Source organism: Dermacoccus abyssi, assembly GCF_003515945.1.
GTDB lineage: Bacteria > Actinomycetota > Actinomycetes > Actinomycetales > Dermatophilaceae > Dermacoccus > Dermacoccus abyssi.
In genome coordinates this window covers 1-23385 of the sequence record NZ_QWLM01000005.1, presented here as the reverse complement: position 1 = coordinate 23385, position 23385 = coordinate 1, and the positions used below count along the sequence as shown (strand labels likewise).

The 23385-nt window shown below is 69.2% G+C and carries 19 protein-coding genes, 1 pseudogene and 1 riboswitch; of the genes and pseudogenes, 4 read left to right on the top strand and 16 right to left on the bottom strand.

From position 1 onward, the window contains the following. Positions 1–30 precede the first annotated feature (30 nt). The 10 genes from D1832_RS05980 to D1832_RS05935 form a co-directional block, all read right to left on the bottom strand. The gene (locus D1832_RS05980; protein ID WP_118913061.1) at positions 31–924 is read right to left on the bottom strand and encodes an ECF transporter S component; all 894 of its coding nucleotides are present in this window, start codon (positions 922–924) and stop codon (positions 31–33) included. After that, positions 921–2633: an ABC transporter ATP-binding protein gene (locus tag D1832_RS05975; RefSeq protein ID WP_118913060.1), complete on the bottom strand. Its 1713-nt coding sequence runs from the start codon at positions 2631–2633 to the stop codon at positions 921–923. Before D1832_RS05975 ends, D1832_RS05980 begins: the two co-directional genes overlap by 4 nt. Further along, positions 2630–3817 carry an energy-coupling factor transporter transmembrane component T gene (locus D1832_RS05970; protein ID WP_118913059.1) on the bottom strand — a complete coding sequence of 396 codons (1188 nt, stop codon included), beginning with the start codon at positions 3815–3817 and terminating at the stop codon, positions 2630–2632. Before D1832_RS05970 ends, D1832_RS05975 begins: the two co-directional genes overlap by 4 nt. Next, positions 3814–4920, bottom strand: coding sequence for a hypothetical protein (locus tag D1832_RS05965; protein ID WP_147362629.1), 1107 nt, complete (start codon positions 4918–4920; stop codon positions 3814–3816). Before D1832_RS05965 ends, D1832_RS05970 begins: the two co-directional genes overlap by 4 nt. Then, entirely contained in the window at positions 4898–6289 is a 1392-nt protein-coding gene (locus D1832_RS05960) for a prenyltransferase/squalene oxidase repeat-containing protein (RefSeq protein WP_147362628.1), read from the bottom strand. Before D1832_RS05960 ends, D1832_RS05965 begins: the two co-directional genes overlap by 23 nt. 100 nt (positions 6290–6389) lie before the next feature. After that, a riboswitch (cobalamin riboswitch) is annotated at positions 6390–6530 on the bottom strand. A gap of 19 nt (positions 6531–6549) precedes the next feature. Continuing rightward, complete coding sequence (locus D1832_RS05955; protein WP_118913056.1) at positions 6550–8631, bottom strand: penicillin-binding transpeptidase domain-containing protein; 2082 nt, start codon at positions 8629–8631, stop codon at positions 6550–6552. Then, positions 8628–9188, bottom strand: coding sequence for a hypothetical protein (locus D1832_RS05950; RefSeq protein ID WP_147362627.1), 561 nt, complete (start codon positions 9186–9188; stop codon positions 8628–8630). Before D1832_RS05950 ends, D1832_RS05955 begins: the two co-directional genes overlap by 4 nt. Positions 9189–9196: 8 nt before the next feature. Beyond that, the gene (gene mreC / locus D1832_RS05945) at positions 9197–10039 is read right to left on the bottom strand and encodes a rod shape-determining protein MreC (protein WP_182434681.1); all 843 of its coding nucleotides are present in this window, start codon (positions 10037–10039) and stop codon (positions 9197–9199) included. Then, the gene (gene mreB / locus D1832_RS05940) at positions 10036–11061 is read right to left on the bottom strand and encodes a rod shape-determining protein (RefSeq protein ID WP_118913053.1); all 1026 of its coding nucleotides are present in this window, start codon (positions 11059–11061) and stop codon (positions 10036–10038) included. Before mreB ends, mreC begins: the two co-directional genes overlap by 4 nt. A gap of 76 nt (positions 11062–11137) precedes the next feature. Next, complete coding sequence (locus tag D1832_RS05935; RefSeq protein WP_182434680.1) at positions 11138–12172, bottom strand: putative sugar O-methyltransferase; 1035 nt, start codon at positions 12170–12172, stop codon at positions 11138–11140. A gap of 261 nt (positions 12173–12433) precedes the next feature. On the opposite strand from D1832_RS05935, the gene D1832_RS05930 reads away from it, so the two are divergent. Next, a complete protein-coding gene (locus D1832_RS05930; RefSeq protein ID WP_118913051.1) occupies positions 12434–12994 on the top strand; it encodes a DUF2087 domain-containing protein in 561 nt (186 codons plus the stop codon). Positions 12995–13060: 66 nt separating this feature from the next. Here D1832_RS05930 and ndk read toward each other — a convergent pair whose 3' ends face one another. Genes ndk through ileS form a run of 5 tightly spaced genes read right to left on the bottom strand, consistent with a single transcriptional unit; the run spans position 13061 to position 19587 of the window. Beyond that, positions 13061–13489 carry a nucleoside-diphosphate kinase gene (ndk, locus tag D1832_RS05925; protein ID WP_118913050.1) on the bottom strand — a complete coding sequence of 143 codons (429 nt, stop codon included), beginning with the start codon at positions 13487–13489 and terminating at the stop codon, positions 13061–13063. A gap of 47 nt (positions 13490–13536) precedes the next feature. After that, on the bottom strand, positions 13537–14403 hold the full coding sequence (locus D1832_RS05920) for an undecaprenyl-diphosphate phosphatase (RefSeq protein WP_118913049.1): 867 nt from the start codon (positions 14401–14403) through the stop codon (positions 13537–13539). After that, on the bottom strand, positions 14400–14810 hold the full coding sequence (locus D1832_RS05915) for a DUF4233 domain-containing protein (protein ID WP_118913048.1): 411 nt from the start codon (positions 14808–14810) through the stop codon (positions 14400–14402). Before D1832_RS05915 ends, D1832_RS05920 begins: the two co-directional genes overlap by 4 nt. Next, positions 14807–16210 (bottom strand): bifunctional folylpolyglutamate synthase/dihydrofolate synthase, encoded by a 1404-nt coding sequence (locus tag D1832_RS05910; protein WP_118913047.1) that lies wholly within the window; start codon positions 16208–16210, stop codon positions 14807–14809. The genes D1832_RS05915 and D1832_RS05910 overlap by 4 nt, the downstream gene beginning before the upstream one ends. After that, a complete protein-coding gene (gene ileS, locus D1832_RS05905) occupies positions 16207–19587 on the bottom strand; it encodes an isoleucine--tRNA ligase (protein ID WP_118913046.1) in 3381 nt (1126 codons plus the stop codon). The genes D1832_RS05910 and ileS overlap by 4 nt, the downstream gene beginning before the upstream one ends. Positions 19588–19916: 329 nt before the next feature. Here ileS and D1832_RS05900 point away from each other — a divergent pair, with 329 nt between their 5' ends. Further along, positions 19917–21194: an alpha-hydroxy acid oxidase gene (locus D1832_RS05900; protein ID WP_118913045.1), complete on the top strand. Its 1278-nt coding sequence runs from the start codon at positions 19917–19919 to the stop codon at positions 21192–21194. 125 nt (positions 21195–21319) lie between these two features. Here D1832_RS05900 and D1832_RS05895 read toward each other — a convergent pair whose 3' ends face one another. Then, positions 21320–21700 (bottom strand): hypothetical protein, encoded by a 381-nt coding sequence (locus D1832_RS05895; protein WP_147362626.1) that lies wholly within the window; start codon positions 21698–21700, stop codon positions 21320–21322. Between the two features lie 206 nt (positions 21701–21906). Here D1832_RS05895 and D1832_RS05890 point away from each other — a divergent pair, with 206 nt between their 5' ends. Beyond that, positions 21907–22617 (top strand): SDR family oxidoreductase, encoded by a 711-nt coding sequence (locus tag D1832_RS05890; protein ID WP_118913043.1) that lies wholly within the window; start codon positions 21907–21909, stop codon positions 22615–22617. A gap of 285 nt (positions 22618–22902) precedes the next feature. Further along, positions 22903–23295: pseudogene (locus D1832_RS05885) on the top strand (DDE-type integrase/transposase/recombinase); the annotation flags it as partial. Positions 23296–23385 lie beyond the last annotated feature (90 nt).

Sequence of the window (23385 nt, the reverse complement as noted above, 5' to 3'; positions counted from 1 at the left end):
TTCAGATTATCAGCGGGGCCGGGTGCCGACCTAATCAGCGCGGGAGCCCTCGGCGAAGCGCGGCGTCGCGTCGAACGCGGCACGACGCGAGGCACGGCGCAGCGCAACCATGATCGGTCGACCCGCGACGAGGATGAGGGCGACGTTCGTGATGACGCGCCCGAGGTCCCAACCCAGCGACGTGGCCAGGGTGTAGGCGACGAAGCGTGCGAGGTTGTCGCCCAGCGGCGCGCCGGGCACCGGCATGATGGCCGGGTCGTCGCCGGTGGCGAACGGCCAGAAGGACATGTTGAGCACGAACCCGTAGGCGAGCGACGCGAAGGCGCCGTAGACGCACAGCAGGAGCAGTTCGAGCGGCCACCTGAGCCCGCGCCGCCACGGCAGAAGGCCGGCGCCCATGGCGACCCAGGCCGCTCCGAGCATCTGGTACGGCAACCACGGGCCGATGCCCGCAGTGAGCACGGCGGAGGCGAACATGCTCGTCGCGCCGAGCGCGAAGCCGAAGCCTGCTCCGAAGACGCGGCCGCCGAGGACGAGAAGGAAGAACATCACCTCGATACCGCCGGTCCCCGCACCGAGGGGGCGCAGGACGGCATCCACGGCGGACAGGACGCCGAGCATCGCGACGGCCTTCGCGTCCATCCCGCCGTCCGCGATCTCGGCCAGGACCACGACGAGCATGAGCGGCAGGAGGATGGCGAAGAGCATCGGGGCGTCACGGCTGTGGCCGGCGACGGCCGACTGCTCCTCGACGAGGAGGGGCCACAGGTTCGCGAGCAACCCGATCAGGCTGACGACGAGGATCGTGGCGGCGCTGCGCGGCTTCAGACGGACGGCGCTCGTTGCCTTCGAGCGGGCGGCGCGTTTCACCGGCCGGGCGGTGCCCGCGCGCTCTTCCGGGTTCGCAGAAGCCTGCGGACTCATGACGCCACTCCGAGCACCGTCAGCGCATCTCTCAACGTGAGAGCGGGAACGGGCGCGAGCACCTTCGCCATCTGTGGGGCCAGGGCGGGCGACGCCGTGAGCACGTCGCGTGCACTGCCGGTCGCGATGAACTCTCCCCCGGCCATCTGGATGACCTCGTCGGCCACTGCAGCGGCAAACTCGACGTCGTGCGTCGCCACGAGAACGGCCCGCCCTTCGTCGGCGCGCGTGCGCAGGATCGCCCGCAGGGCCTCCTTGCCGGCGTAGTCGAGACCGCGGGTCGGCTCGTCGAGCACGAGCACCTGAGGTTCGGCCACGAGCTGGACGGCGAGGACGAGCGCGAGGCGCTGCCCTTCGGACAGGTCGCGGGGATGCATGGCCGGGTCGATGCCTGGGGCCAGGTTCGCGAGGTACGCCTGGGCAGCACCGGGCTCGCGGCCGGCGTCGGAATCGGCCTGCGCGAGTTCCTCCCCCACCGTGTCGAGGTAGAGGAGGTCCCCGGCGGTCTGCGGCACCATGCCGACGAGACCGCGGCGCTGCGCGGGGTTCAGTTTCGCGGGGTCGAGCGATTCGCCTCGTGCGGAGACCACGCCGACGCTGCCGCCGTCACGCGGGCCACTTCCCTGAAGCGCCCACATGAGCGTCGACTTGCCGCAGCCGTTGCGGCCCATGAGCGCCGTCACCGTGCCGGCGCAAAGGTCGAGGTCCACACCCGCGACGACGTCGAGGCCGGACAGGCGAACGCGTACGCCCCGCGCCTCGAGCACCGGCGCAGTCGAGGGCACGTCTGTCCCGCGGATGGGCGGTGCCTCGACTGTGAAGGGCGCACTCGCGGCGCGCTCCACGAGCACCCGCCGCGCGTCGCGGATCGTCAGCGGCAGCGGCGACCAACCGGCGGCACGACCGAGTGCGACCACCGGCGGTGCGACGTCGGATGCCCCGAGCACCTCGCCGGGAGCGCCGGAGGTGACGACGCCGTTCGCCCCTACGTGCACGACCTGGTCGGCGAACGGGAGCACGCGCTCGATGCGGTGTTCCGCGACGACGACGGTCGAACCGACATCCTGGACAAGGCGCGTGAGTACGGCGAGAACGTCCTCGGCGGCCGTGGGGTCGAGCGCCGAGGTGGGTTCGTCGAGGACGAGGATCTGCGGGTGCATGACGAGCACACTGCCGATGGCGACGCGCTGCTGCTGGCCGCCCGACAGGTCGCGCAACGGAGCCTCGCGCAGCTCGGCGATACCGAGCAGATCGAGCGTCTCCTCGACACGCCGACGCATGACCTCCGGCGCGACGCCGAGCTGTTCCATGCCGTAGGCGAGTTCTTCCTCGACGGTGTCGGTGACGAAGCCGGCGAGGGGGTCCTGCCCGACGTACCCGACGACGGAGGCGAGTTCGCTGGGCTTGTTCTCGGAGATGTCGAGCCCGCCGATGACGGCCCTGCCCTGCAGGAGTCCGCCCGTGAAGTGCGGGACGAGTCCGGTGAGCAGCCCGAGGAGCGTCGACTTGCCCGAACCGGTGCGGCCGATGACGGCGACGAGTTCACCGCGTTCGATGCGCAGGTCGACGTCGCGAAGCGAGGGGTGTTCGGCCCCGTCGTACGTCAGCGTCGCGCCGTCGATGATGACGGCGGGTTCTCTGGTCCAGACGGCGGCGGCGTCACGCCCACCCACGTCCCCCGCGGGAGTTGTGTTGCGTGTTTCGGTCATGAGATGGCTCCTCGCAGGGCCCGCGCGTCGCGCCCAGGAGCTGCGTCGTCGAGGGTGCGTTCGGGCGCACTCGTACGCCGCGGGCGTTCCGGTTCGGGTGTGAAGAACGCCGGCAGGAGCGCAGGCACGAGCGCGAGCGGGAGCCACAGGGGTACCACGGGCATGGCGAGGGGCGAAACCGAGAGGTTGCGCGCGTCGGGCTGGTCCTCGAGAACCGTACGAACGGCCACAAGCGTCACGATGCCGCAGGCAACGACGGCCCACTCGAGCAGGCCCCACGGGTCGCGCCGGTAGCGGGTGCGACGCATCGAACATCCCGCGAATGCCACCCCGACCACGCTCGCCACGATGCCGACGACGAGCACGGGCGCCGTCGTCCACCAGGGAACGTCGCTCACGACTCCCTCGGCTCCGAAGCCCTGCATCGTGCCGTAGACGCCGACGCACGTGAGCAGCGCACCTCCGAGCATGAGCAGGCCGATGACGAAGCGCGTCACGAAGGGCCGCTCGGCCCGACGGCCATAACCGCGTGCCTCCATCGAGGCCGCGAGGGAGATGGAGCGGTCAAGCGTGTCGTGCAGCACGGGAAGGGCCACCTGCTTGACGCGCGTGGCGCGGCGGGCGTCGCCACGCAGCACGCGCGCCTTGCGCACCCGCTGGACGCTCTCGACGAGCTGGGGTGCCACGGACAACGCAATGACGGTGGCCGTCCCGATGTCACGGACGGCCGGCGGGGTGGCCGCGAGCAGGCGCTTGGGGTTGGCGAGGGCGTTGGCTGCGCCGAAGCAGAACAGCATCGTGGCGAGGCGCAGGCCCTCGAGGAAGGCACCGACGAGGCCGCCAAGACCGACCGGGCCGAGAAGAGTGATGCCGCGAGCCCACTCGGGAAGCTCCACCTGCGGCAGCGGAAGGACGATCGTGTCGCTCGTCTTCATGCCCACGAGGACATGCAGAACGACGCGGCTCACGACGACGAAGGCTCCGAGCGCCGCGTAGAGGCGCAGGCTACGGGCCCACGGCGCATAGGGGCGCCGAGCGACGACCGTGAGCACCACGACGGCAAGCACGAGGGCCAACAGGACGGGATTCGTCGTCGTGGCGATGGCAACGGCCATCGCCGTCGCCCACATCCACCACGCACCGGGGTGGACGACGCGACGGCGATGGCCGGAGGCCGAGGTCATCCGCGACGACGTGCCGCGTATCCGGCTCCCACGGCTGCGACGCCGAGCACACCGACACCGGCGATGATGCCGGGAAGGTTGTTGCTGCCTGAGCTCTTCTTCTCCGGCACGGCGAGACCGGGCACACTGCCCGACGTCGAGATGCTCGGGTGAGCAGTGTTCTTCGGCTGGGGCACCTTCGTACCGGTCATCTTGGTGGCGGCGGGCGTACCGCCCTTCTTCTTCACACCGACCTTGTACTTCTTGGCATCGCTCGAGTTCGCATCGAGCGTCGTCGACGAGCCGTCACTGAAGGTGATGACCTTGAGTGGCTTCCCGTCCTTCGTCACGAGGGCCGTTGCCTTGACCGTGGGAGTCGACGTGGCACCCTGGCCCGGCTTCGACCCCGAGGTGGTCGGCTGGGGGCTGCTCGTCGAACCCGCCGTCGACGACGGCTTGCTCGGCGTCGGCTTCGGCGCAGCCGTCGTGGAGCCGGCCTTCGTCGAGGACGGCTTGGACGAGGGCTTCGAACTCGACGGCTTCGGCTGCGACGTGGTCGGCTTCGTGCTGCTCGGCTTGGGCGAGCTGGGCCTCGGAGTCGATGTCGTGGGCTTCGTCGTGCTCGGCTTCGGCGACGTGATCGCAGCAGGCACGGGCACCGACGGCGCGGTGCCGTTGCCGAAGCGGAATCCGACGACTCCGCCCGGGGTGGCGGGCAGCGAGGCGACACCGAGGTTCGAGTAGTTCCACGAGCCGCCGCGCTTGGCGCTGAAGACCGTCCAGTAGGCGTTCGGCGGAGGCATCCGGCACGGCGAACTCGACGGGTACCCGTTGACGCCGCAGAGCACGCCGTCGTGGTACTGCGTGGAACCGGTCGTCGAGAACCCGGCGGCCCGCAGCGCCTGGAGCGCCGTGCCCGGACTACCCGGCGCGCAGCCGGTGGCCGAGCCGCTCGGGAACTGGACGACGACGGTCACGCCGCTCGTCGCACTCGTGCACGCACCCGCAGCGGACGCGGGCGCTGCGGTACCCGTCGTCACGGCACCGAGGCCCGCGAGGGCCGAGGCGCCGACGAGAACCGGTGCGCCGAGGCGCGCGAGATCAGCGGCGACGCGCGTACGCAACGGCACCTCCCGCGGTGACGAGGATGACGGCGCCGAAGGCGAAGCCGAACGGCACGGTGTTGTCCGAGACCTTGTCGGTGTTCACGATCGGGCCGGTGACGGGCGTCGTCGACGTCGACTGCGGCACCGTGGACGTGGACGGCGCGCTCGGGCTCGTCGTCGAGGTCGGCGCTGCGGTGGCGTCCGTGCTCGCGGTGCTCGTGGGAGCCGGCGTGGCGGAGGTGGACGTCGAGTTGCTCGACGAGGTGGTCGTCGGCTTCGGCGCGCTCCTCGTGGACGTCGAGGTGTTGGGCGACGACGTGGGCTCGGAGGAGCACGAGATGGCGGGAGTCGCGGTGGCGCCACCCTTCGTCAACGAGACGAGGGGCGCCCTCGTGAACGCGTAGAGACCCTGGGACGTGGCGCGGGTCTCGTTGCCGGCGAGCTTGCCGGAGGCACCGGCGCTCTTCATCGCCGCGAACGCGGCGCGGTCGTAGGCGATGGCGCCACGCACAGCGGCGGGGAACGAGCAGCCGTACTGCAGCGAGGCGACGAACGACTGCGCCTTGACAGCGCGCGCGCCCTGACCGCCGAGGGTGAACGCCACCGCCGCGAGGCCCGTCGAGTTGGCGTTGGGGGTGGTCGTGCCCGTTCCGCCGGCGACGCCACCGTCGGCGTTCTGCTTCGTGGCGAGGAAGTTCACGGCCTTCGTCACGTCGGCGCCGTGACCGCCGGCGGCGGCGAGCGCCTGCACGGCGAACGACGTGGCGTCGGGGTCGGAGACGCACGCCGAACCGTCGTCGGCCAAGCGGAATCCGCCGTCATTGCAGCGCAGCGAGAGGAGGTAGTTCGTGGCCTTCGCGTCAGCGGGCGCGCCGGCCTTCTGCAGCGCGATGACGGCGAGGGACTGGGTGACGGCGTTCGAGTAGTCGCCGTAGGCCGAGACGTCGGAGAAGCGGCCGCTCGGCTTCTCGAGGCCCTGCAGCTTCGAGACGAGGTCGACGCCGCCGAACGCGCGCGGGTTCTGCCCCTGTGCCTTCGCGACGATGAGGGACTTCGCCACAGCTCCGGCGTACACGTCGGTGCCCGGCATGGCGTAGTCACCCACACCCTTGGCGAACGCTGTCGTGGCGGCACCGGCTTCGTTGCTCGCAACGCCGGCCGACGTAAGGGCCAGGATGCCGTCCGCGGAAAGGCCCGCGTCGAGGTAGGTCTGACCCGCGTAGGTGGAGCTGAGCTGGTGCCCGCCCGCCGCGAACTGCCCGGCGAGGAAGGACGCCGCGGCGTCGGTTCCCGTCGCCGGGGCTGCGGTGGCGGGGGCCGAAGCTGCGGCAGCGAGAGCGACGAGGGCGGCGCTGGTGAATCCGGCGCGACGCAGGTGGGTCGTCATGATGACCTTCCGGGCAGGTGCGTGGCCGGTGGGCGACACCCTGCTCGAACGACGAGCCGGGCCCCTCCCGCTGACCTCGACGGGTGTGATGAGGCAGATGTGATCAGACACAGCCGAGACGAGGCATTCCGGCTCATCAGCGGACTGATCTACGGCTGCGGGTCAGCGCCGGAATTCGACCGGCTTCCCCTCGTTCTCGGCACTCCGGCACGAGCCGAAGATCGCGTCCAGGCTATCACCAGCCGCCGTGCGCCCTCGTCTCAGCGAGAGCGCCTGACGAGCGCGTCCCAGACGGAGCGCGCGATGGGTGCGGCGGTCCGTCCACCCTCGCCTCCTTCGTCGACCCGAACGACGACGACGTAGCGCTTGCCGTCCTCGTCCGCCCCGCCGAACGAGGCGAACCACGCGGTGGCGTGCTTGCCGTAGACCTCGGCCGTCCCTGTCTTGCCGTAGACGGCGTGCGCGTCGAGGTCGAAGCCTCGGAAGGCCTCGGAGGCCGTCCCCGTCGAGACCGCCCGTTTGAGTCCCTCGAGTTCACGGGCGTACATCCGGGCATCGAGGCTGAGCGCACGGGCCTCGGGCGACGCGAGCGCCGTGCGGGCGCTGCCATCCGAACGCGCGGTTGCCACGGCGACGCGGGGCGTCGGTACGCGCCCGTTCGTCGCGAGCGCGGCGAACGACGTGGCGACCTGCATCGGCGTCGCGGCGACGTCACCCTGGCCGATGGCGAAGTTCACCGCGTCACCGGCGCGCACGACGTAGCCGCTCGTGCAGTTCTCCTTGGCCACCTGCGTGAGGTACGAGGCACGGTCCTTGTCAGCGATCTCCGGGTACCCGCTCTTCGCCCGCCGGCAGGAAGCCGCCTTCGTCGCCTCCCACTCACGGCGCTTCGTCGCGCGGTCGGGAATGGAGCCGCTCGCCTCCGCGGGCAGGTCCACCCCGGTTCGCGCGCCGTAGCCGAACTCGCGGGCCACGCTGGCGTACGGGTCGGGAGCGTCGGTGGACGCCTTCACTCCCCCGGCCTTGACCCAGGCGTCGTACGCCCACCGGTAGAAAACCGTGTCGCAGGAGACCTCGAGCGCCTTCGGGATGTCGATCGTGCCGTGCGCCTGCGACTCGAAGTTGCTGTAGGAGCGGTTGCCGATCATGACCGACGACGGGCAGGAGTACGAGCCGTTCGGATCCACACCGGTCTGAGCCGCGGCGAAGAGGGAGAACGCCTTGAACGTCGACGCGGGCGGGCCGGCCACGGACATGGCGCGGTTGGTCAGCGGGTCGGCGGCCCTGGTGTCGAGCAGCGAGTCGTACTCGGCCTGCGTCACGCCGCCGTTCCACACGGACGGGTCGTAGGTGGGCTGGTTCGTCATGGCGACGACGTTGCCGCTGTTCGCCTCGAGGACGACGACGCTGCCCGAACCGGCCTTCTGCCCGCGTTCTCGGGCTGCTGCGATGCCGTCGGCGAGCGCCTTCGCTGCGGCGTCCTGCACGGCGGGGCGGATCGAGGTGACGACGTCCTGGCCCGCCACCGGCGGCACGTCCGCCACCTGACGTTGCGCCGTTCCGTCGGGTCCGATGGCGGTGGAGCGCTTGCCGTCGCGTCCGCGCAGGACGGCGTCGTACTGCTTTTCGACACCCGTGCGACCGAGCAGCGTCGGCACACCCGACCCCGAGGTCGCGACGTCGGTGTCGTCGGCCGTCGCTGCCGTGAGGTAGCCGGCGACCTGGGCCAGGGAGTCGCCGCGCGAGCCGTAGGTGCGGGTGGCCGCCGGTCGGACCGCGATGCCGGGGTATGCCTCAGGTCGCTCGAGCAACGCGTTCGCGGCCGAGGCGTCGACATCGGACGCGATCGGTACTGGTTCGAAGGGGTGCCCGGCGAAGCAGACCGGCGAGGGCGCGGCGCCCTCTGTGCCGCATGCCTTGGTGCGGGCCATGAGGCTTTGCGGTTCACGGCCGATGGCCGAGGCGACCCGCGCGAGGAGCTTCGGGGCATCATCACGTGCGAGAGCCTGCGGGGAGATGGTCAGCGTCGTCGTCGAGCCGTTGCCGACGAGCACGGTGCCGTCTGCCGCGAGGATTCGTCCGCGCTGCGCGGGCACGACGACGTGGCGCGTGTTGATGTCCGCCGCAGCGCGCGCGTTCTCCGCGCCGTCGACGATCTGCAGTTGGACGAGACGACCCACCATGACCGTCGCGACGAGAGCGACGACGAGAGCCATGACGAGCAACCGCGCACGTCCCGACGTCCCTCGCCCACCACGCGAACCTGCCCCACGGAAGCTCGGCACGAGGAACGGTCCGAACGGACGGCGTTCCCTCGGCGTGCCTCGGTGCAGCCGGGTCATGCGCGTCCTCGTTCCTGCTCGCGCAACGTCCACCGCACCCAGGTCGGAGCGAGGGCTGCGGTGAGAACGGCCGTCGTGGCCGTCGACCCGAGCAGCGAGTACGGATCGACCTGAACCGAGCCGGACGCCACCACTCGCAGGGCGAGAACGACAAGGGAGGCGGTGAGGGCTCCGAGGCCGCCCACGATGGCCGGCACCCACGCGGCGCTGTTCCACGACCTCGCGGCCCTGGTGACGACGAACGCCGCCGCAACCGCGGGAACGAGCGCGAGGCCCGGCGCCGACGACGCGGGCGGCGCAAGGTCGAGCAGGAGCGCCGCGGCGATCGCCCACGCGACGGCGGACCACGCTCCGCCGGTCACGCCTGCGGTGACGAGCAGGGGCACGAGCATCCACGGCGCCCAGGTGGGAACGAGGGGCAACACGGTGACGGCGAGCAGGAGAGTCAGAACGAGCCACGCAACGCGGCTCCACGTGACGGCGGAGGGCCGAGCCACGATCGTCGTGGGCTCGCGCAGGGGCGTGCGACCGGGAGCACCGGGGGTTTCAGCAGCCACGCGCGCCATCAGTGGTTCTCCTGCGGCACGAGAACACCCACGACCTCGAGCGCACCGGGGTCGACGAAGGGACGCACGACGGCGTTGCGCTCCGCCTGACCGTGGTCGGCCTCGACGCGGCTCACCTTCCCGAGCGGAATACCGGCGGGGTACGGGAACCCGTTCGGGCTGCCTGCCGTGACGACGGTGTCGCCGATGCGTACCGAACCTCCGCCGGCCACGACGAGGCTGACCTCGCTGCCGCTTCGCTTGGCCACACCCGCCGGCGCGCTCCCGCTGAGTCGGGCCAGGGAACGGGTGCGCTCGACGCGCGCCCCCACTACGGACGAGGGGTCGGCGAGCAGCGTGACCGTGGAGGAGTCGGCCCGGACTGCGGTGATGCGCCCCACGAGGCCGCGATCACCCACGACGGCCTGCGAGAGTGAGATGCCGTCGCGCGAGCCGATGTCGAGTTCGACCTTCCGCTCGCTACCCGTTGAAGGTGCCGGCGTGAAGGCGACGGCATGACCGACGACAACATCGTGCTTGCCGCCCCCGAATCGTTCGGAGAGCGTTGCCGATTCCTCGACCGCTGCGAGTCGCTCCTCGGCCGATCGAGCGCGTTCGCTCGCGGCCAGGTTCTCCTTCGTCAGGCGCTTCACCTCCGCGTCGCGCCCGGTGAGGGACGAGACGAGAGACGTCACGCCACGTGACAGGAGCGAACTGACGCCGTCGCGCACCGGCGGAACGAGGTTGACGACGAGCGCGATGACGAGGAGGACGGCGACACCGATGCGCCTGCGTCGGGCGCGCGACCGGGTACCGCGTCCCGGCGCAGCCACCGCCGCGGACGCACCCGAATCTCGTCTCAACGCTCCACCTGCGACAGCAGCGACCGCGTCGCTGCTGGATCCTCGACGCACGTGCCCGCGCCCGTGACGACCGCGGTCAGTGGATCCTCGGCCAACCGGACGGGAACGCCCAACTCGTGGCTCATGCGCACGTCCAGGCCGCGCAGCATCGCTCCCCCGCCGGTGAGGACGATGCCGCCGTCGAGGACGTCGCCGGCCAGTTCGGGAGGGCAGGAGTCGAGGGTGGAGCGCACCGTCTCGCAGATCGTGAGCAGGTGCGGTTCGAGGGCTCGGCGGATCTCCCCGCTCGTCAGCGTGACCGCACGCGGAAGGCCCGTGATGAGGTCGCGACCGCGCACCTCGTGGGTGAGTTCGTGACTCATGGGGAAAGCCGAGCCGATGGCCGTCTTGATCGTCTCCGCGCTGCGCTCGCCGAGCAGGAGCGCGTACTCGTTCTTGACGTGGTTCGCGATGGCCTCGTCGAGGTCGTGGCCCCCGATGCGCACGGAGTGGGCACGCACGACGCCGCCGAGGCTCGTGACCGCGACATCGCTCGTGCCGCCGCCGATGTCGACGACCATCGCGCCGGCCGTCCCGTGAACGTTCAGGCCGGCACCGAGGGCAGCTGCGACCGCCTCTTCGATGACGTCGACCCGCCGCGCCCCGGCGCGCATCGCCGCGTCCTCGAGCGCGCGACGTTCGACGCCCGTCACCTCGGAAGGAACACAGACGACGATGCGCGGGCGGATGAGGCGCGACGGTCGGGAGCGGGCAATGAAGTAGCGCAACATCCGCTCGGCGGCGTCGGCGTCACTGATGACGCCCGCGGCGAGCGGACGCACGATGCGCACCTTCGCCGGAGCTCGCCCGAGCATCTCCTTGGCATCGGACCCTGCGGCGAGGAGCTGGCCCGTGGCAGCGTCGAGCGCGACCACGCTCGGTTCGTCGACGACGATGCCCTCCCCCGCTTCGTAGACGAGGGTGTTCGCGGTGCCGAGGTCGATCGCGAGGTCGCGGGACGGGTTTCTCAGGCGCTCGAACACGCCGCCGAGTATTTCAAACTCGGCTGGACGTTCGCGGCACGTCCACGCGGTCGACACCTCGACGCGGCAGCGGTGTTCACCCGCGCCGCTTCATGACGAGCAGTTCCCCGGCGCTGCGCACATACGGGTCGTTGTAGCGACCGGCCACCTCGAACCCGTGACGGGCGAACATCGTGGCGATGCGCTCGGAGGTCACCGGATCCAGGGCCCCGTGCTCGCCCGGCGCGGCGGCACGCTGTTTGCCCTCGCGCGAGTTGAGCGAGACGGCATAGCGAATACCCTTGCCGCAGACGAGATCGACGTAGTTCTCGACGACGTCGGGCTCCATCTCCTGGAACGAGAAGGAGTTGACGAAGACCTCGAAATCCTCCTCGAGGTCCGGCAGACGGTAGTTCGGAACGACGCCGCTGTTCGGCACGGTGAGCGGGCCGGCATCCGGCCGGTCGAGGTACGTCGTCACACGATCACCGAACAGTTCGGTGAGGTACCAGGACGCAACGGTCAGGAGGGGTGGGATGTCGGCATCGACGTACCGCACGTTCTCGTCGCGGCTCATCAGGATCTCGCCGAGGGCGCCGAAGCCGCCGCCGATCTCGAGAAAGCTCGACGGCGGTGCGTCGACGTGCTGCGACAGCGCGGCGAGAACGAGAAGGTAGTTGTTGTAGGCACGTCCGACGGTGACCGCCGAATCGTCCTTCGTCACGGGGAACGCCTGCGGCGGACGGCCCACGCGACTCTCACCGTGCGAGCGCAGATCGAACGGCCACTGCTCGGTGTTCCACCACGCGCTCGCGACGTCGTGATCGCGCCACGCGTCGCGACTGCCGCTGAGTGCGGCCCGAAAGTATCCCGGGTTGACGCCCTCCCGGCTCGTTCGTGCCACGTCGAGGAGCTCTTCGCTCAACGCCGGGGAAAAACCGTCTCCGTAGAGCGGATAGAACCAGAACGACGCGGTTGGCCAGCGCTTGAATTCCTCGAGGCCCCGCTCCTGCAGGTCGTGGAGAAGCTCACGCAGGCCGGGCCCCCAGAAGTTCGTCGGGCGGAACTGCTCGTTCACGCCCTCGATCTCACGCAAGGTTCGCTCGGTCAGGTCGTTCCACGATGCGCTCACGATGCCTCCTCGAGGTGAACTCGGGCGCCCGCGTTCAGGGTCTCACGTCTGCCATTCGTCTTCTCGAAAACCACTCGCGCCGTTCGCCCTGCCACGGGCAGAATGAGGGTCGGCGCAGGCTCGCGCCCAGCGCACCGCGTGACCCCAGCTCACGCGGACGGCGTGAAGGGAAGCAGATTCTCGAGCCGAAACGCCTTCACCGCACATGCACACGTTCGGCTGCGGTTCATGCTGGGGATGACGCAGACCGTGAGGTGTGACATGACACGTGACCAGGATTTCAAGCGACTCGTGCGAGCTCGGATGCGCGAGACGGGTGAGAACTACACCCTCGCACGAAGCCACTTCGAGAACGCTTCGCGCAACCCCGCCAGGAACGACGCTCCACACGACGAAGCGAGCGCCGACGCATCCGCAGACGTCCGATCGTCCACCGCCGGCGCAACGGCCCATGAGCGCGCGGCGGCACAGCAGCGCCGCACGATTCGCCCGTTCTTCGACGCCGAGGGGCGCCGCTTGCTCTCCATCCCGACCAAACGAAGCACCCGCATGGCCGTGCTTCTCGATCTCGTGAGGCATTTCGAGCCACATCGCGAGTACACCGAAGCCGAGGTGGGCGCTGTGCTCGCACCGGTCCATGAGGACGTCGCGTACCTGCGCCGCGAACTCGTCAACGTCGGCTACCGGACGCGCTCGGCCGGCATCTACCGGCTGGCCGAGCGAGTGCCGGAGCGTGACGTGCGCTGGGCACACGAGTTTCCCGAGTGGGAGCGGCTGTGGCTCCCGGCGTACCTGGCCGGAGCCGGGGTCAACCCCGGGTGACCCATCAAAAGCAAACGCAGCGGCGCGCCCACCGGGGCGCGCCGCTCCTTCACGTCACGTGGTCGATCAGAGGTTGGGGAACCAGATGCCGATCTCGCGCTCGGCAGACTCCGTGGAGTCGGAGCCGTGGACGATGTTCTGCTGCACCTTGAGGCCCCAGTCGCGGCCGAGGTCGCCGCGGATCGAACCGGGGGCGGCCTCCGTCGGGTTGGTGGCGCCGGCGAGCGAACGGAAGCCCTTGATGCAGTCGTTGCCCTCGATGACGGCGACGACGACGGGGCCGGAGCTCATGAACTCCACGAGCGGCTCGTAGAACGGCTTGCCCTCGTGCTCGGCGTAGTGCTCGGCGAGCTGCTCACGCGTGGCCTCGGTGACCTGCAGCGCGGCGAGGGTGTAACCCTTCGCCTCGATGCGGCGCAGGACCTCGCCGGTGAGGCCGCGACGGTAGCCGTCGGGCTTGACGATGACGAGCGAACGCTCGGTCTGTGCGGTCATGACGGGTTCCTCCAGAGGAAGTTTTCGAATGCTTGCTTCGGATGATGTCAGGCGTGCACGGCGGCGTCGACGACGCCGGTGGCGAGCAGCACGTAGATGACGAGCGCGAGCCCGATGCGGTAGATGACGAACGGGCGGAAGTTGTGGGTCGAGATGTACTTCATCAGCCACGAGATGACGGCGTAGCCGACACCGAAGGCGATGACGGTGGCGATACCGATCATGCCCCAACTGCCCGAGTCGGCGTCCTTACCGGCCGAGGCGACCTCGACGACCTGCAACGCGCCCGAGGCGAGCACGGCCGGGATGGCGAGGAGGAATGCGTAGCGCGTTGCCGCCGGACGCGAGTAGCCCATGAACAGACCACCGGCGATCGTGCCGCCCGAACGCGAGACACCCGGGATGAGCGCGAGCGCCTGGAAGAGACCGAACTTGAGGCCGTCGGCCCACGACAGGTGCTCGAGGTCCTTCTCCGTCTGCTTGTTCTCGAGGCGCTTGTCGGACTGGATGTCGGCCACCATGATGACGAGCGCGAAGACGAGCAGCATCGTCGCGGTGATCCACAGGTTGCGCAGCGTGCCCTCGATCGCATCCTTGAACAGGATGCCGAGCAGGGCGATCGGGATGGTGCCGATGATGACGAGCCAACCCATGCGAGCGTCCGGGTCGTTCTTCTCGACCTTGCCGGTCAGCGACCCGAACCACTGCTTGACGATGTGGACGATGTCCTTCCAGAAGTACACGAGGACGGCTGCCTCGGTGCCCAGCTGGTTGATCGCCGTGAAGGCCGCGCCACCACCGTCGTTGCCGAAGAAGATGCGCCCGACGAGGAGCTGGTGCGCCGATGACGAGATCGGCAGGAACTCGGTGAGCCCCTGCACCACGCCGAGGACGATCGCCTCGAGCCAGTTCATGTATTACTCCCAACGAAGTTGCGCGTCAGTTCGTCCATCTTGTCGCCCTGCACGAGCGCGGTGATCCACAGCGCGAGGAAGAGCAACCCGGCGATGAGCATCAGTGGTGCGATGAACGCGGTGAGCAACGTAGCCACCTGAAGCACCCACCCTAGGGGGATGCCGATCGACTTCCGCATCGACGCGGAGGCGTACAGACAAAGCACAGCCAGACCGAGGCCACCCCAGAGGTAGAGGCTCTGGTTGCCGCCGCCGTCGGGGTGCTCGGCGTTCTCCAGACCCCACGCCGTGAGGGCGAAGAAGAACAGGATGAACGCCTGGCAGCCGATCGTCGCGCCGGCGAGCTGTCGCGTCTTGCGCTCACCGATGCCGGTGAAACGCAGGCGCCGGATCCATTCGGCGATCACGAGTTCGTCACCCCCAGGAGCATGCGCACCTCGGCGGCCGTGATGACCGACCCGGTGGCGAGCACACCACCGCCGATGCCCTCTTCGTCGGCCAGCTGTGCGGCGTGGTCGAGCGCGTCCGGCAGGTTCTCGATGACGGTGACACGGTCGTCGCCGTACAGCTCGGCCGCCAGCGTGCCCAGCTCCCGCGGCGCCATCGAGCGCGGCGAGGTGTTGCGCGTGACGACGACGTGGTCGAGCGTCGGCTCGAGGGCCGTGAGGATGGCCTCGGCGTCCTTGTCCGCGAGCACGGCGACGAGACCCACGAGGCGGTTGAACTGGAACGAGTCGGCGAGCGCCTTACGCAACGCGGCCGCACCGGCCGGGTTGTGCGCGGCGTCCACGACGACCGTGGGTGAACGGCGAACGATCTCGAGACGACCCGGCGACGTCACGCCTTCGAGCGCTGCGCGCAGGACGTCGTCGTCGATCTTCTGCTCGCCCCCGCCGAGGAACGCCTCGACAGCCGCGATCGCGAGCGCCGTGTTGTGCGCCTGGTGCTCGCCGAAGAGCGGCAGGAACAGATCGGCGTACTCGGCGGCGAGGCCACGCACGGAGATCATCTGTCCGCCAACGGCAGGTTCGCGGGCTGTCACGCCGAAGGCGTCGTCCTCGCGCAGCATCGTGGCGTCGACCTCGAGGCAGTACTCGCGCACGATCTCGTCGACCTCGGGGGCCTGTTCGGCGACGACGGCGATGCCGCCCGGTTTGATGATGCCCTTCTTCTCCCCCGCGATGTCCTCGAGTGTGTCACCGAGCAGGCGCGTGTGGTCGATGGCCACGGGTGCGATGACGGAGACGACGCCGTCAGCCACGTTCGTGGCGTCCCACACGCCGCCGAGGCCGACCTCGACGACGGCGACGTCGACGGGCGCGTCCGCGAACACGGCGTAGGCGAGGACGACGAGGACCTCGAAGTAGGTCATCGTCGGCTCGTCGGCGGCGAGGCATTCGGCGTCGACCATCGCGATGAACGGCTCCACGTCCTCCCAGACCGCGACGAAGCGCTCCGGGTCGACCGGCTCCCCGTTGAGCGTGATGCGCTCACGGAAGTCGTGCAGGTGCGGCGAGGTGAACCGGCCTGTCTTGAGGCCGTGCTCGCGCAGCACCCGCTCGACGATGCGCGTCGTCGTCGTCTTCCCGTTCGTGCCCGTGAGGTGGATCATCGGGAACGTCTTCTGCGGGTCGCCGAGCAGTTCCATCGCCCGGCGCACGCGCTCGAGCGACGGCTCCGGGTTGTTCTCCGGGGTGCGCGCGAGGATCGAGTCCTCGATCTCGCGCACCCGCAGGCGCAGCGCGGCCTGGTGCTCGGCCTCGCGGGCCTCGGCGTCAGGAGCGCCGCTTCGCTTCGTGGGCGTCACTTGCCCTCCACCTTCTTCACGACGATGCGGACCTTCTGCTTGTCGCCGACCTCGGCCTCGGTACCGACGCCCTCGGGCAGCTGGTGCGCGGCACCGGCCGAACCGAACTGGACGGCGAGCGTCTCGCGCATGATGAGGTCCTGGTGCGCGACGGTGGCGCCCCAGACCTCGTCGTCACCGGTGACGGTGAGCGAGATGCGGTCGGAGATGTCGAGTCCGGCGTCGCGGCGGGCCTGCTGGACGGCGCGCACGACGTCACGGGCGAGCCCCTCGGCGGCGAGCTCCGGGCTCACTTCGGTGTCGAGGACGACGAAACCGCCGCTCGGCAGCATCGCTGCCGCCGTGTTGGCGCCGGCCTTGTCGGCGTCGACAGCCATGTCGAGCGTGTACTCGCCCTCGACGAGTTCGAGCCCGCCGGCGGTGACGACGCCGTTCGCGTCGACCGACCAGTCACCCGACTTGCTGCCCTTGATGGCCTGCTGGACGTTCTTGCCCAGGCGCGGGCCGGCAGCGCGAGCGTTGACCGACAGGCGCTGGCTCACACCGAAGCGATCGGCGTCGGCGCTGGCCGAGTCGGCCAGGACGAGGTGACGCACGTTGACCTCGTCGGAGACGAGGCTCGCGAACTCCTCGAGCTGGTGCGGGTTCTCACCGACCACCGTGACGCTCGCGAGCGGCAGACGCACACGCAGGCGCTCCGCCTTGCGCAGGCCGAGCGTCACCGAGCAGACCTCACGGGCACGATCCATGGCGGCGACGAGCTCGTCGTTCGCCGGCAGGTCGTCCGCGACCGGCCAGTCGCTGAGGTGCACGGAGCGGCCACCCGTGAGACCGCGCCAGATCTGCTCCGTCTCGAAGGGCAGAAGCGGTGCGGCGACGCGCGTCACGACCTCGAGGGCCGTGTAGAGCGTGTCGAAGGCCTCGGCCGACAGGGACTCGTGCGAGTCACCGGTCTGCGCCGAGGCGCCCGTGCCCCAGAAGCGCTCGCGGCTGCGGCGGATGTACCAGTTCGTCAGGACGTCGAGGAAGCCGCGCACGCTCTCGCAGGCACCGGCGATGTCATAGGCGTCCAGCTGCGCCTGCATCGTCTCGACGAGGTCGCGCAGCTTGGCGAGCAGGTAGCGGTCGAGGACGTCGGTCGAACTCGTCGTCCACTTGGCCTCGTATCCCTCGCCGCCGTTGGCCGCGTTGGCGTACAGCGCGAAGAACGACCAGGCGTTCCACAGCGGCATCATGACCTGACGCACGCCGTCGCGGATGCCCTGCTCGGTGACAGAGAGATTGCCGCCGCGCAGGATCGGGCTCGACATGAGGAACCAGCGCATCGCGTCGGCGCCGTCACGGTCGAAGACCTCCGAGACGTCGGGATAGTTGCGCAGCGACTTGCTCATCTTCTGCCCGTCGCTGCCGAGCACGATGCCGTGGCAGATGACGGAGCTGAACGCCGGCTTGTCGAACAGCGCGGTCGCGAGGATGTGGAGCGTGTAGAACCAGCCGCGCGTCTGGCCGATGTACTCGACGATGAAGTCGGCCGGGAAGTGGTTCTCGAACCAGGCCTCGTTCTCCATCGGGTAGTGCACCTGCGCGTAGCTCATCGAGCCGGAGTCGAACCAGACGTCGAGCACGTCGCTGACACGGCGCATCGTGGACTGGCCGCTCGGGTCGTCCGGGTTGGGGCGCGTGAGTTCGTCGATGAACGGACGGTGCAGGTCGGGTTCGCCGGCGGCGTTCACCGGCAGCGTGCCGAAGTCGCGCTCGAGGTCGGCGAAGGAGCCGTACACATCGACGCGCGGGTAGGCGGGGTTGTCCGACTTCCACACCGGAACGGGGCTGCCCCAGAAGCGGTTACGGGTGATCGACCAGTCGCGTGCGTTCTCCAGCCACTTGCCGAACTGGCCGTGCTTGACGTTGCCGGGCACCCAGGTGATCTCGTCGTTGTGCGCGAGCATGCGCTCCTTGATCTTCGTCACCTCGACGAACCAGGAGCTCACCGCCATGTAGATGAGCGGCTGACGGCAGCGCCAGCAGTGCGGGTAGGAGTGGTCGTAGCTCTCGCGGCGCACGAGAAGCGTGCCGTCGCTGACGTGGCCCTTCTCCCCCGCACCCTTCGTCGCCGCCTTGAGGTGGTCGATGATGTGCGGGCTCGCGTCGAAGACCTGCATGCCTTCGTAGTCGCTCACCGGGTAGGTGAAGCGGCCGTCGGGGCCCACGGGAACGACCGGTGGGATGCCCGCGGCGTCCGTGGCGGCCTTGTCCTCCTCACCGAAGGCGGGGGCCATGTGGACGAGGCCCGTACCGTCGTCGGTCGTGACGTAGTCGGCGGACAGGATGCTCCACGCGGCGGTGCCCGCGAGCTTCTCGTCGTTCGCGAAGTACGTGAAGGGTGCGGTGTACCGGCGGCCGACGAGGTCGCGGCCCTTGAGTCGCTCGACGACCTTGCCTGCGAGGGCGTCGGCGTCCAGCTTCTCGCCGAACAGGTCCTTGGCGTAGGCCGCGAGGCGCGCTTCGGCGATGACGTAGCGCTCGCTCGAGCCGGTCGGGGCGTCAGCCTCGACGACGACGTAGTCGATGTCGGGGCCGACGGAAACGGTGAGGTTGCTCGGCAGCGTCCAGGGCGTCGTCGTCCAGATGAGGGCCTTCTCGCCCGTCTCCAGGGTGAAGCCGACCGTCACGGCCGGGTCCTGACGGTTCTGGTAGACGTCCTCGTCCATGCGCAGTTCGTGGTTGGACAGCGGCGTCTCGTCGTTCCAGCAGTACGGCAGCACGCGCAGGCCTTCGTAGATGAGGCCTTTCTCGTACAGCGATTTGAACGCCCAGATGACCGACTCCATGTAGCCGGCGTTGTACGTGCGGTAGCCGCGCTCGAAGTCGACCCAGCGGCCCATGCGGCCCACGTAGGCGACCCATTCGTCGGCGTACTTCATGACGCTCGCCTTGGCGGCGTCGTTGAACTGCTCGATGCCCATCTCGACGATCTCGTCCTTGGTCTTCAGACCGAGCTGACGCATCGCCTCGAGTTCGGCGGGCAGGCCGTGGGTGTCCCACCCGAAGACACGGTCGACCTTCTTGCCGCGCATCGTCATGTAGCGCGGCACGAGGTCCTTGACGTAGCTCGTGAGGAGGTGGCCGTAGTGCGGCAGACCGTTGGCGAAGGGCGGGCCGTCGTAGAAGACGAACTCGTTCTCCCCGTTCTCACCGGCGTCACGCTGTTCGATCGAGGCGCGGAAGGTGTCGTCGGCCGCCCAGTAGTCGAGGACGGCGCGTTCGATGTCGGGGAACGCGGGCGAGGAGGGCACGCCCTTGATCCCGAATGCCTCACCGGCGTGCTGATCTGCGGCAGTGGCATTCTGGGTGAGGTCGACCTTTGGGTAGGTCATGGCGGCATCCTTTGCGCGGTCAGGTCGGGTGCAAGGACGACGGCACCGACATGTGTCGGAACCTCGCGGTACCACCTTGCTTGCCATCTCGAACCCGCGTGCACAGGGAGCGATCTGACCGCTTCATGCCGGCTGTGACGGGCCACTCCCGCCCGGTTCTACTGAGTGTCTCCATGTGGTGGCACTGTTCTTCCGGGGACTCGCCGCTGATGACGGCTCGAACGTCGTTACGACCATGGTAGCGAGCGGCGACGGTGTGAGGAAAACGCGCCCCGGAGGATCAGGGGCGCGGCCCGATGTCTGTTCGGCCGCGGTCGTAGTGTTGAGCGATGACGTCCTCGCACCACTCCCGCCCCATCCCCGCCGCGCTGGAACGCCGCATGCCGGATGTTCGTGAACTGGCATCGCTCGTGCGGTTCGCCAAACCGTCGACCGATCGCGTCGGGCGTCGGCTGGAGAAAGCCACGAGCGTCTGGGAACTGCGCGAGATCGCGAAGCGACGCACACCGAAGGCTCCGTTCGACTACGTCGACGGCGCCGCCGAGGCGGAGATCTCCCTGCGGCGCTCGCGGCTGAGCTACCGGAACGTGGAATTCGTGCCCCACGTCCTGCACGACGTCTCGGATGCCGACACCTCGACCGAGATCTTCGGGCGACGTGTCGCGATGCCGCTCGGCATCGCCCCCACCGGCTTCACCCGGATGATGCACAGCGAGGGTGAATACGCCGGTTCCGCAGCCGCCGCCGACGCCGACATCCCCTTCTGCCTCTCGACGATGGGCACCGCCTCGATCGAGGACGTCGCGACCCATGCGCCGGACGGTGACAACTGGTTCCAGCTCTACCTGTGGAACGACCGCGAGGCTTCGGCAGCACTCGTCGAGCGGGCTTGGCAGGCAGGCTTTCGCACGCTCGTCGTCACGGTGGACACAGCCATCGCGGGCGCACGCCTGCGCGACACGCGCAACGGCTTCTCCATCCCGCCGCAGCTGACCGCCCGGACGGTCCTCGACGCAGCGGCGCACCCGCACTGGTGGTTCGATTTCCTCACCCACGAGCCGCTGTCATTCGCATCGCTCTCCCGTAGTTCGGGCACCGTGGCCGATCTCGTCAACCGCATGTTCGACCCGTCACTCGACCACGACGACATCGCGTGGCTCGCCCAGCTGTGGCCGGGGCGCCTCGTCGTCAAGGGCGTGCAGAGCGTGCCTGACGCGGCCCGCATCGCCGAGGGCGGTGTCGACGGGATCATCCTGTCCAACCACGGGGGCCGTCAGCTCGACCGTGCACCGATCCCGTTGCACCTGTTGCCCGAGGTGCGTGCCGAACTCGGCGATGCCTTCTCGATCGGCATCGACACGGGGATCATGGACGGTGCCGACGTCGTAGCCGCCGTCGCGCTGGGCGCCGACTACGCGCTCGTGGGGCGCGCCTACATGTATGGCCTCATGGCCGGTGGTCAGCGCGGCGTCACACGCATGCTCGACCTCATGCATACCTCGATGCGACGCACGATGCGTCTGGTCGGCGTCAACGCGATCGACGACCTGACGCCGGAGCATGTCAACCTCATGACGCCTCAACCGGCTCGCGGCCACTGGGTCTGACGCTCCGCGACCCCGGCGATCCGGTCGACGTTCCGCGTCGCATGACATGCGCAATGTTGATGGATTGCCCCACGCAAACGGGCCTCCTGGTCCTCGCGGCGCCCTGGAGAACCACGAGGAGCGCGTCAGACGCGCAGGTATCCGGTGGACTTGGCGCCGAGGCAGTTCGCGAGCGTGAACTTCACGCGGTCGTTCTCGTAGAGACGGGAAGAGTTCTTCTTGAGTTGCGAACACGCTTGTTTGCCTACCTTGGCGTTCAGCGTCAGGGAGTGCAGCCCCCTGCCACCCTTGGAGAACGCAACGCTGAGTCGCGCGGGCGACGATGAACCTCGCCCGATGCAGAAGGTGTCGGTCGCGGCGTAGTAGGCGTAGTACAGCGTGGTTCCGGCATTCCAGGTCTTGCCGATCGACGGTCCCGCTGACGCGGACGATGCAACGCCGGTGCCCTTGACGGCAATCCCTCCGGCCAACAGAGTTGCTGAAACTGCGCGCTTGATGTTCATCACGTCCCCTCCTGTGTGGTTGTGACACGGCTCGGGAGCAGGTATCCCTGCGCAGGTTCCGGACAGGGAGGCGCCCACCGTTGCGCACGGCCGCGCCGCGATGCGGTGCGCTCGGTGGCTCGCCCGGAGCGCGCATGACGCCCCGGCCGCGCGAGGTCGTGAACCGGTCGGGGATGCGGTCTGTCTGGGGACGCCGATAGCGTGGAGTCATGAGCGAACGTCCCGTCATCCTGGTCACCGGTGGAACGCGCGGCATCGGCCGTGCGATCTGTGACGATCTGGCCTCCGACCACGAGTTGATCGTCGGCGGAACCGACCCCGCTGCGGTCGCTGCGGCCTGTGAGCGCTACGCATCGGCCCGCCCGTTCGCGGCCGACCTCACGGACGCCGACGCCGTCGAGCGGGCGGTTGACGAGCTCGGCCTCGAGCGGCTCGACGGTCTCGTGCATTCCGCTGGCCTACTCGGCAGCGGCGCCTTCCGCGACCTCTCGCGTGAAGACTGGCGTCGCACCTTCGAGGTCAACGTGTTCGCCGTCGCGGATCTGACTCGGCTCGCCCTGCCCGCTCTCGAGGAGGCGTCCGGAACGGTCGTCGTCATCAACTCGGGTTCGGGGCTCACGGCCAACGGGCCCGGCGGCGTCTACTCGGCGTCCAAGTTCGCGGCTCGCGCACTCACCGACGCGATGCGCGAGGAGCTTCGACCGGCGGGGATCCGTGTCTCCTCCGTTCACCCGGGCCGCGTGGCCACGGACATGCAGATCGAACTCAACGACTTCGAGGGGCGCGAGTACGACGCGGAGAACTACCTGCGCCCGGAGTCGGTGGCCGGCGCCGTCCGCGCTGCGTTGACGGCCTCGCCGGACGCCAACCTCGACATGGTCTCGGTCCGCCCCGGCCCCGCAGCCACGAACCGCGCCTGAGCGCACGATGTTGTGTTGTTCAGGCGCCGTATGAGGCGCACAAACAACACAACATCCTCGCAATGTGGCGTGTTCGACTCCGTGACCTGACGTCGTCAGCCGATCTCCCGTAGCGAGCGGGTCGGGGTCTACCCACACCCAGCCGCCCTGATCGTCGCGGACACGAACCGGCGGCGTGGCCTCACCCATCCGACACGCCAGATCGTGGGCCGTAAGGTACGCGTCGCGCGCTTCGAGAATGCGCGAGACCAGGTCCGGGACGAGGCGGTTGGGAATGATGCCCTGCTCCAGGACGTGTCTCGCGGTGCGGTGGACCGCGCGATGCGGGCCCTGGGCCTTTCCGGGGTCACGCGGGCGAAAGCGATCCGCACCACGATCCCCGCCAAGGATGGGGTCCGTGCCGGGGACCTGCTGAACCGGGACTTCACCGCTCCGCGCCCGGATCACACGTGGGTGACGGACTTCACGTATGTGCGGACGTGGGCCGGATGGGTGTATGTCGCGTTCATCCTCGACGTGTTCTCGCAACGCATCGTCGCCTGGCATGCGCAGACCAGCAAGCACACGGACCTTGTGATGATCCCGCTGCGGATGGCGCTGTGGCGGCGTGACCGGGACGGGCATCCCGTCGGTCCCGGCCAGCTCCGGCATCACTCCGACGCCGGATCCCAAGGCGGATTCAACTGGTCGTCGCAACACCTCGTCGTGGAGGTGTTCAGTGGTTCGTCGTCAGCAGGCAGCAGATCGGGCGGTTCGTCCGAAGTTGAG

Coding starts and splice junctions, on each gene's coding strand:
- D1832_RS05980 (WP_118913061.1), bottom strand. CDS start 924: ATGAGTCCGCAGGCTTCTGCGAACCCGGAAGAGCGCGCGGGCACCGCC.
- D1832_RS05975 (WP_118913060.1), bottom strand. CDS start 2,633: ATGACCGAAACACGCAACACAACTCCCGCGGGGGACGTGGGTGGGCGT.
- D1832_RS05970 (WP_118913059.1), bottom strand. CDS start 3,817: ATGACCTCGGCCTCCGGCCATCGCCGTCGCGTCGTCCACCCCGGTGCG.
- D1832_RS05960 (WP_147362628.1), bottom strand. CDS start 6,289: ATGACGACCCACCTGCGTCGCGCCGGATTCACCAGCGCCGCCCTCGTC.
- D1832_RS05955 (WP_118913056.1), bottom strand. CDS start 8,631: ATGACCCGGCTGCACCGAGGCACGCCGAGGGAACGCCGTCCGTTCGGA.
- D1832_RS05930 (WP_118913051.1), top strand. CDS start 12,434: ATGACACGTGACCAGGATTTCAAGCGACTCGTGCGAGCTCGGATGCGC.
- ndk (WP_118913050.1), bottom strand. CDS start 13,489: ATGACCGCACAGACCGAGCGTTCGCTCGTCATCGTCAAGCCCGACGGC.
- D1832_RS05920 (WP_118913049.1), bottom strand. CDS start 14,403: ATGAACTGGCTCGAGGCGATCGTCCTCGGCGTGGTGCAGGGGCTCACC.
- ileS (WP_118913046.1), bottom strand. CDS start 19,587: ATGACCTACCCAAAGGTCGACCTCACCCAGAATGCCACTGCCGCAGAT.
- D1832_RS05900 (WP_118913045.1), top strand. CDS start 19,917: ATGACGTCCTCGCACCACTCCCGCCCCATCCCCGCCGCGCTGGAACGC.
- D1832_RS05890 (WP_118913043.1), top strand. CDS start 21,907: ATGAGCGAACGTCCCGTCATCCTGGTCACCGGTGGAACGCGCGGCATC.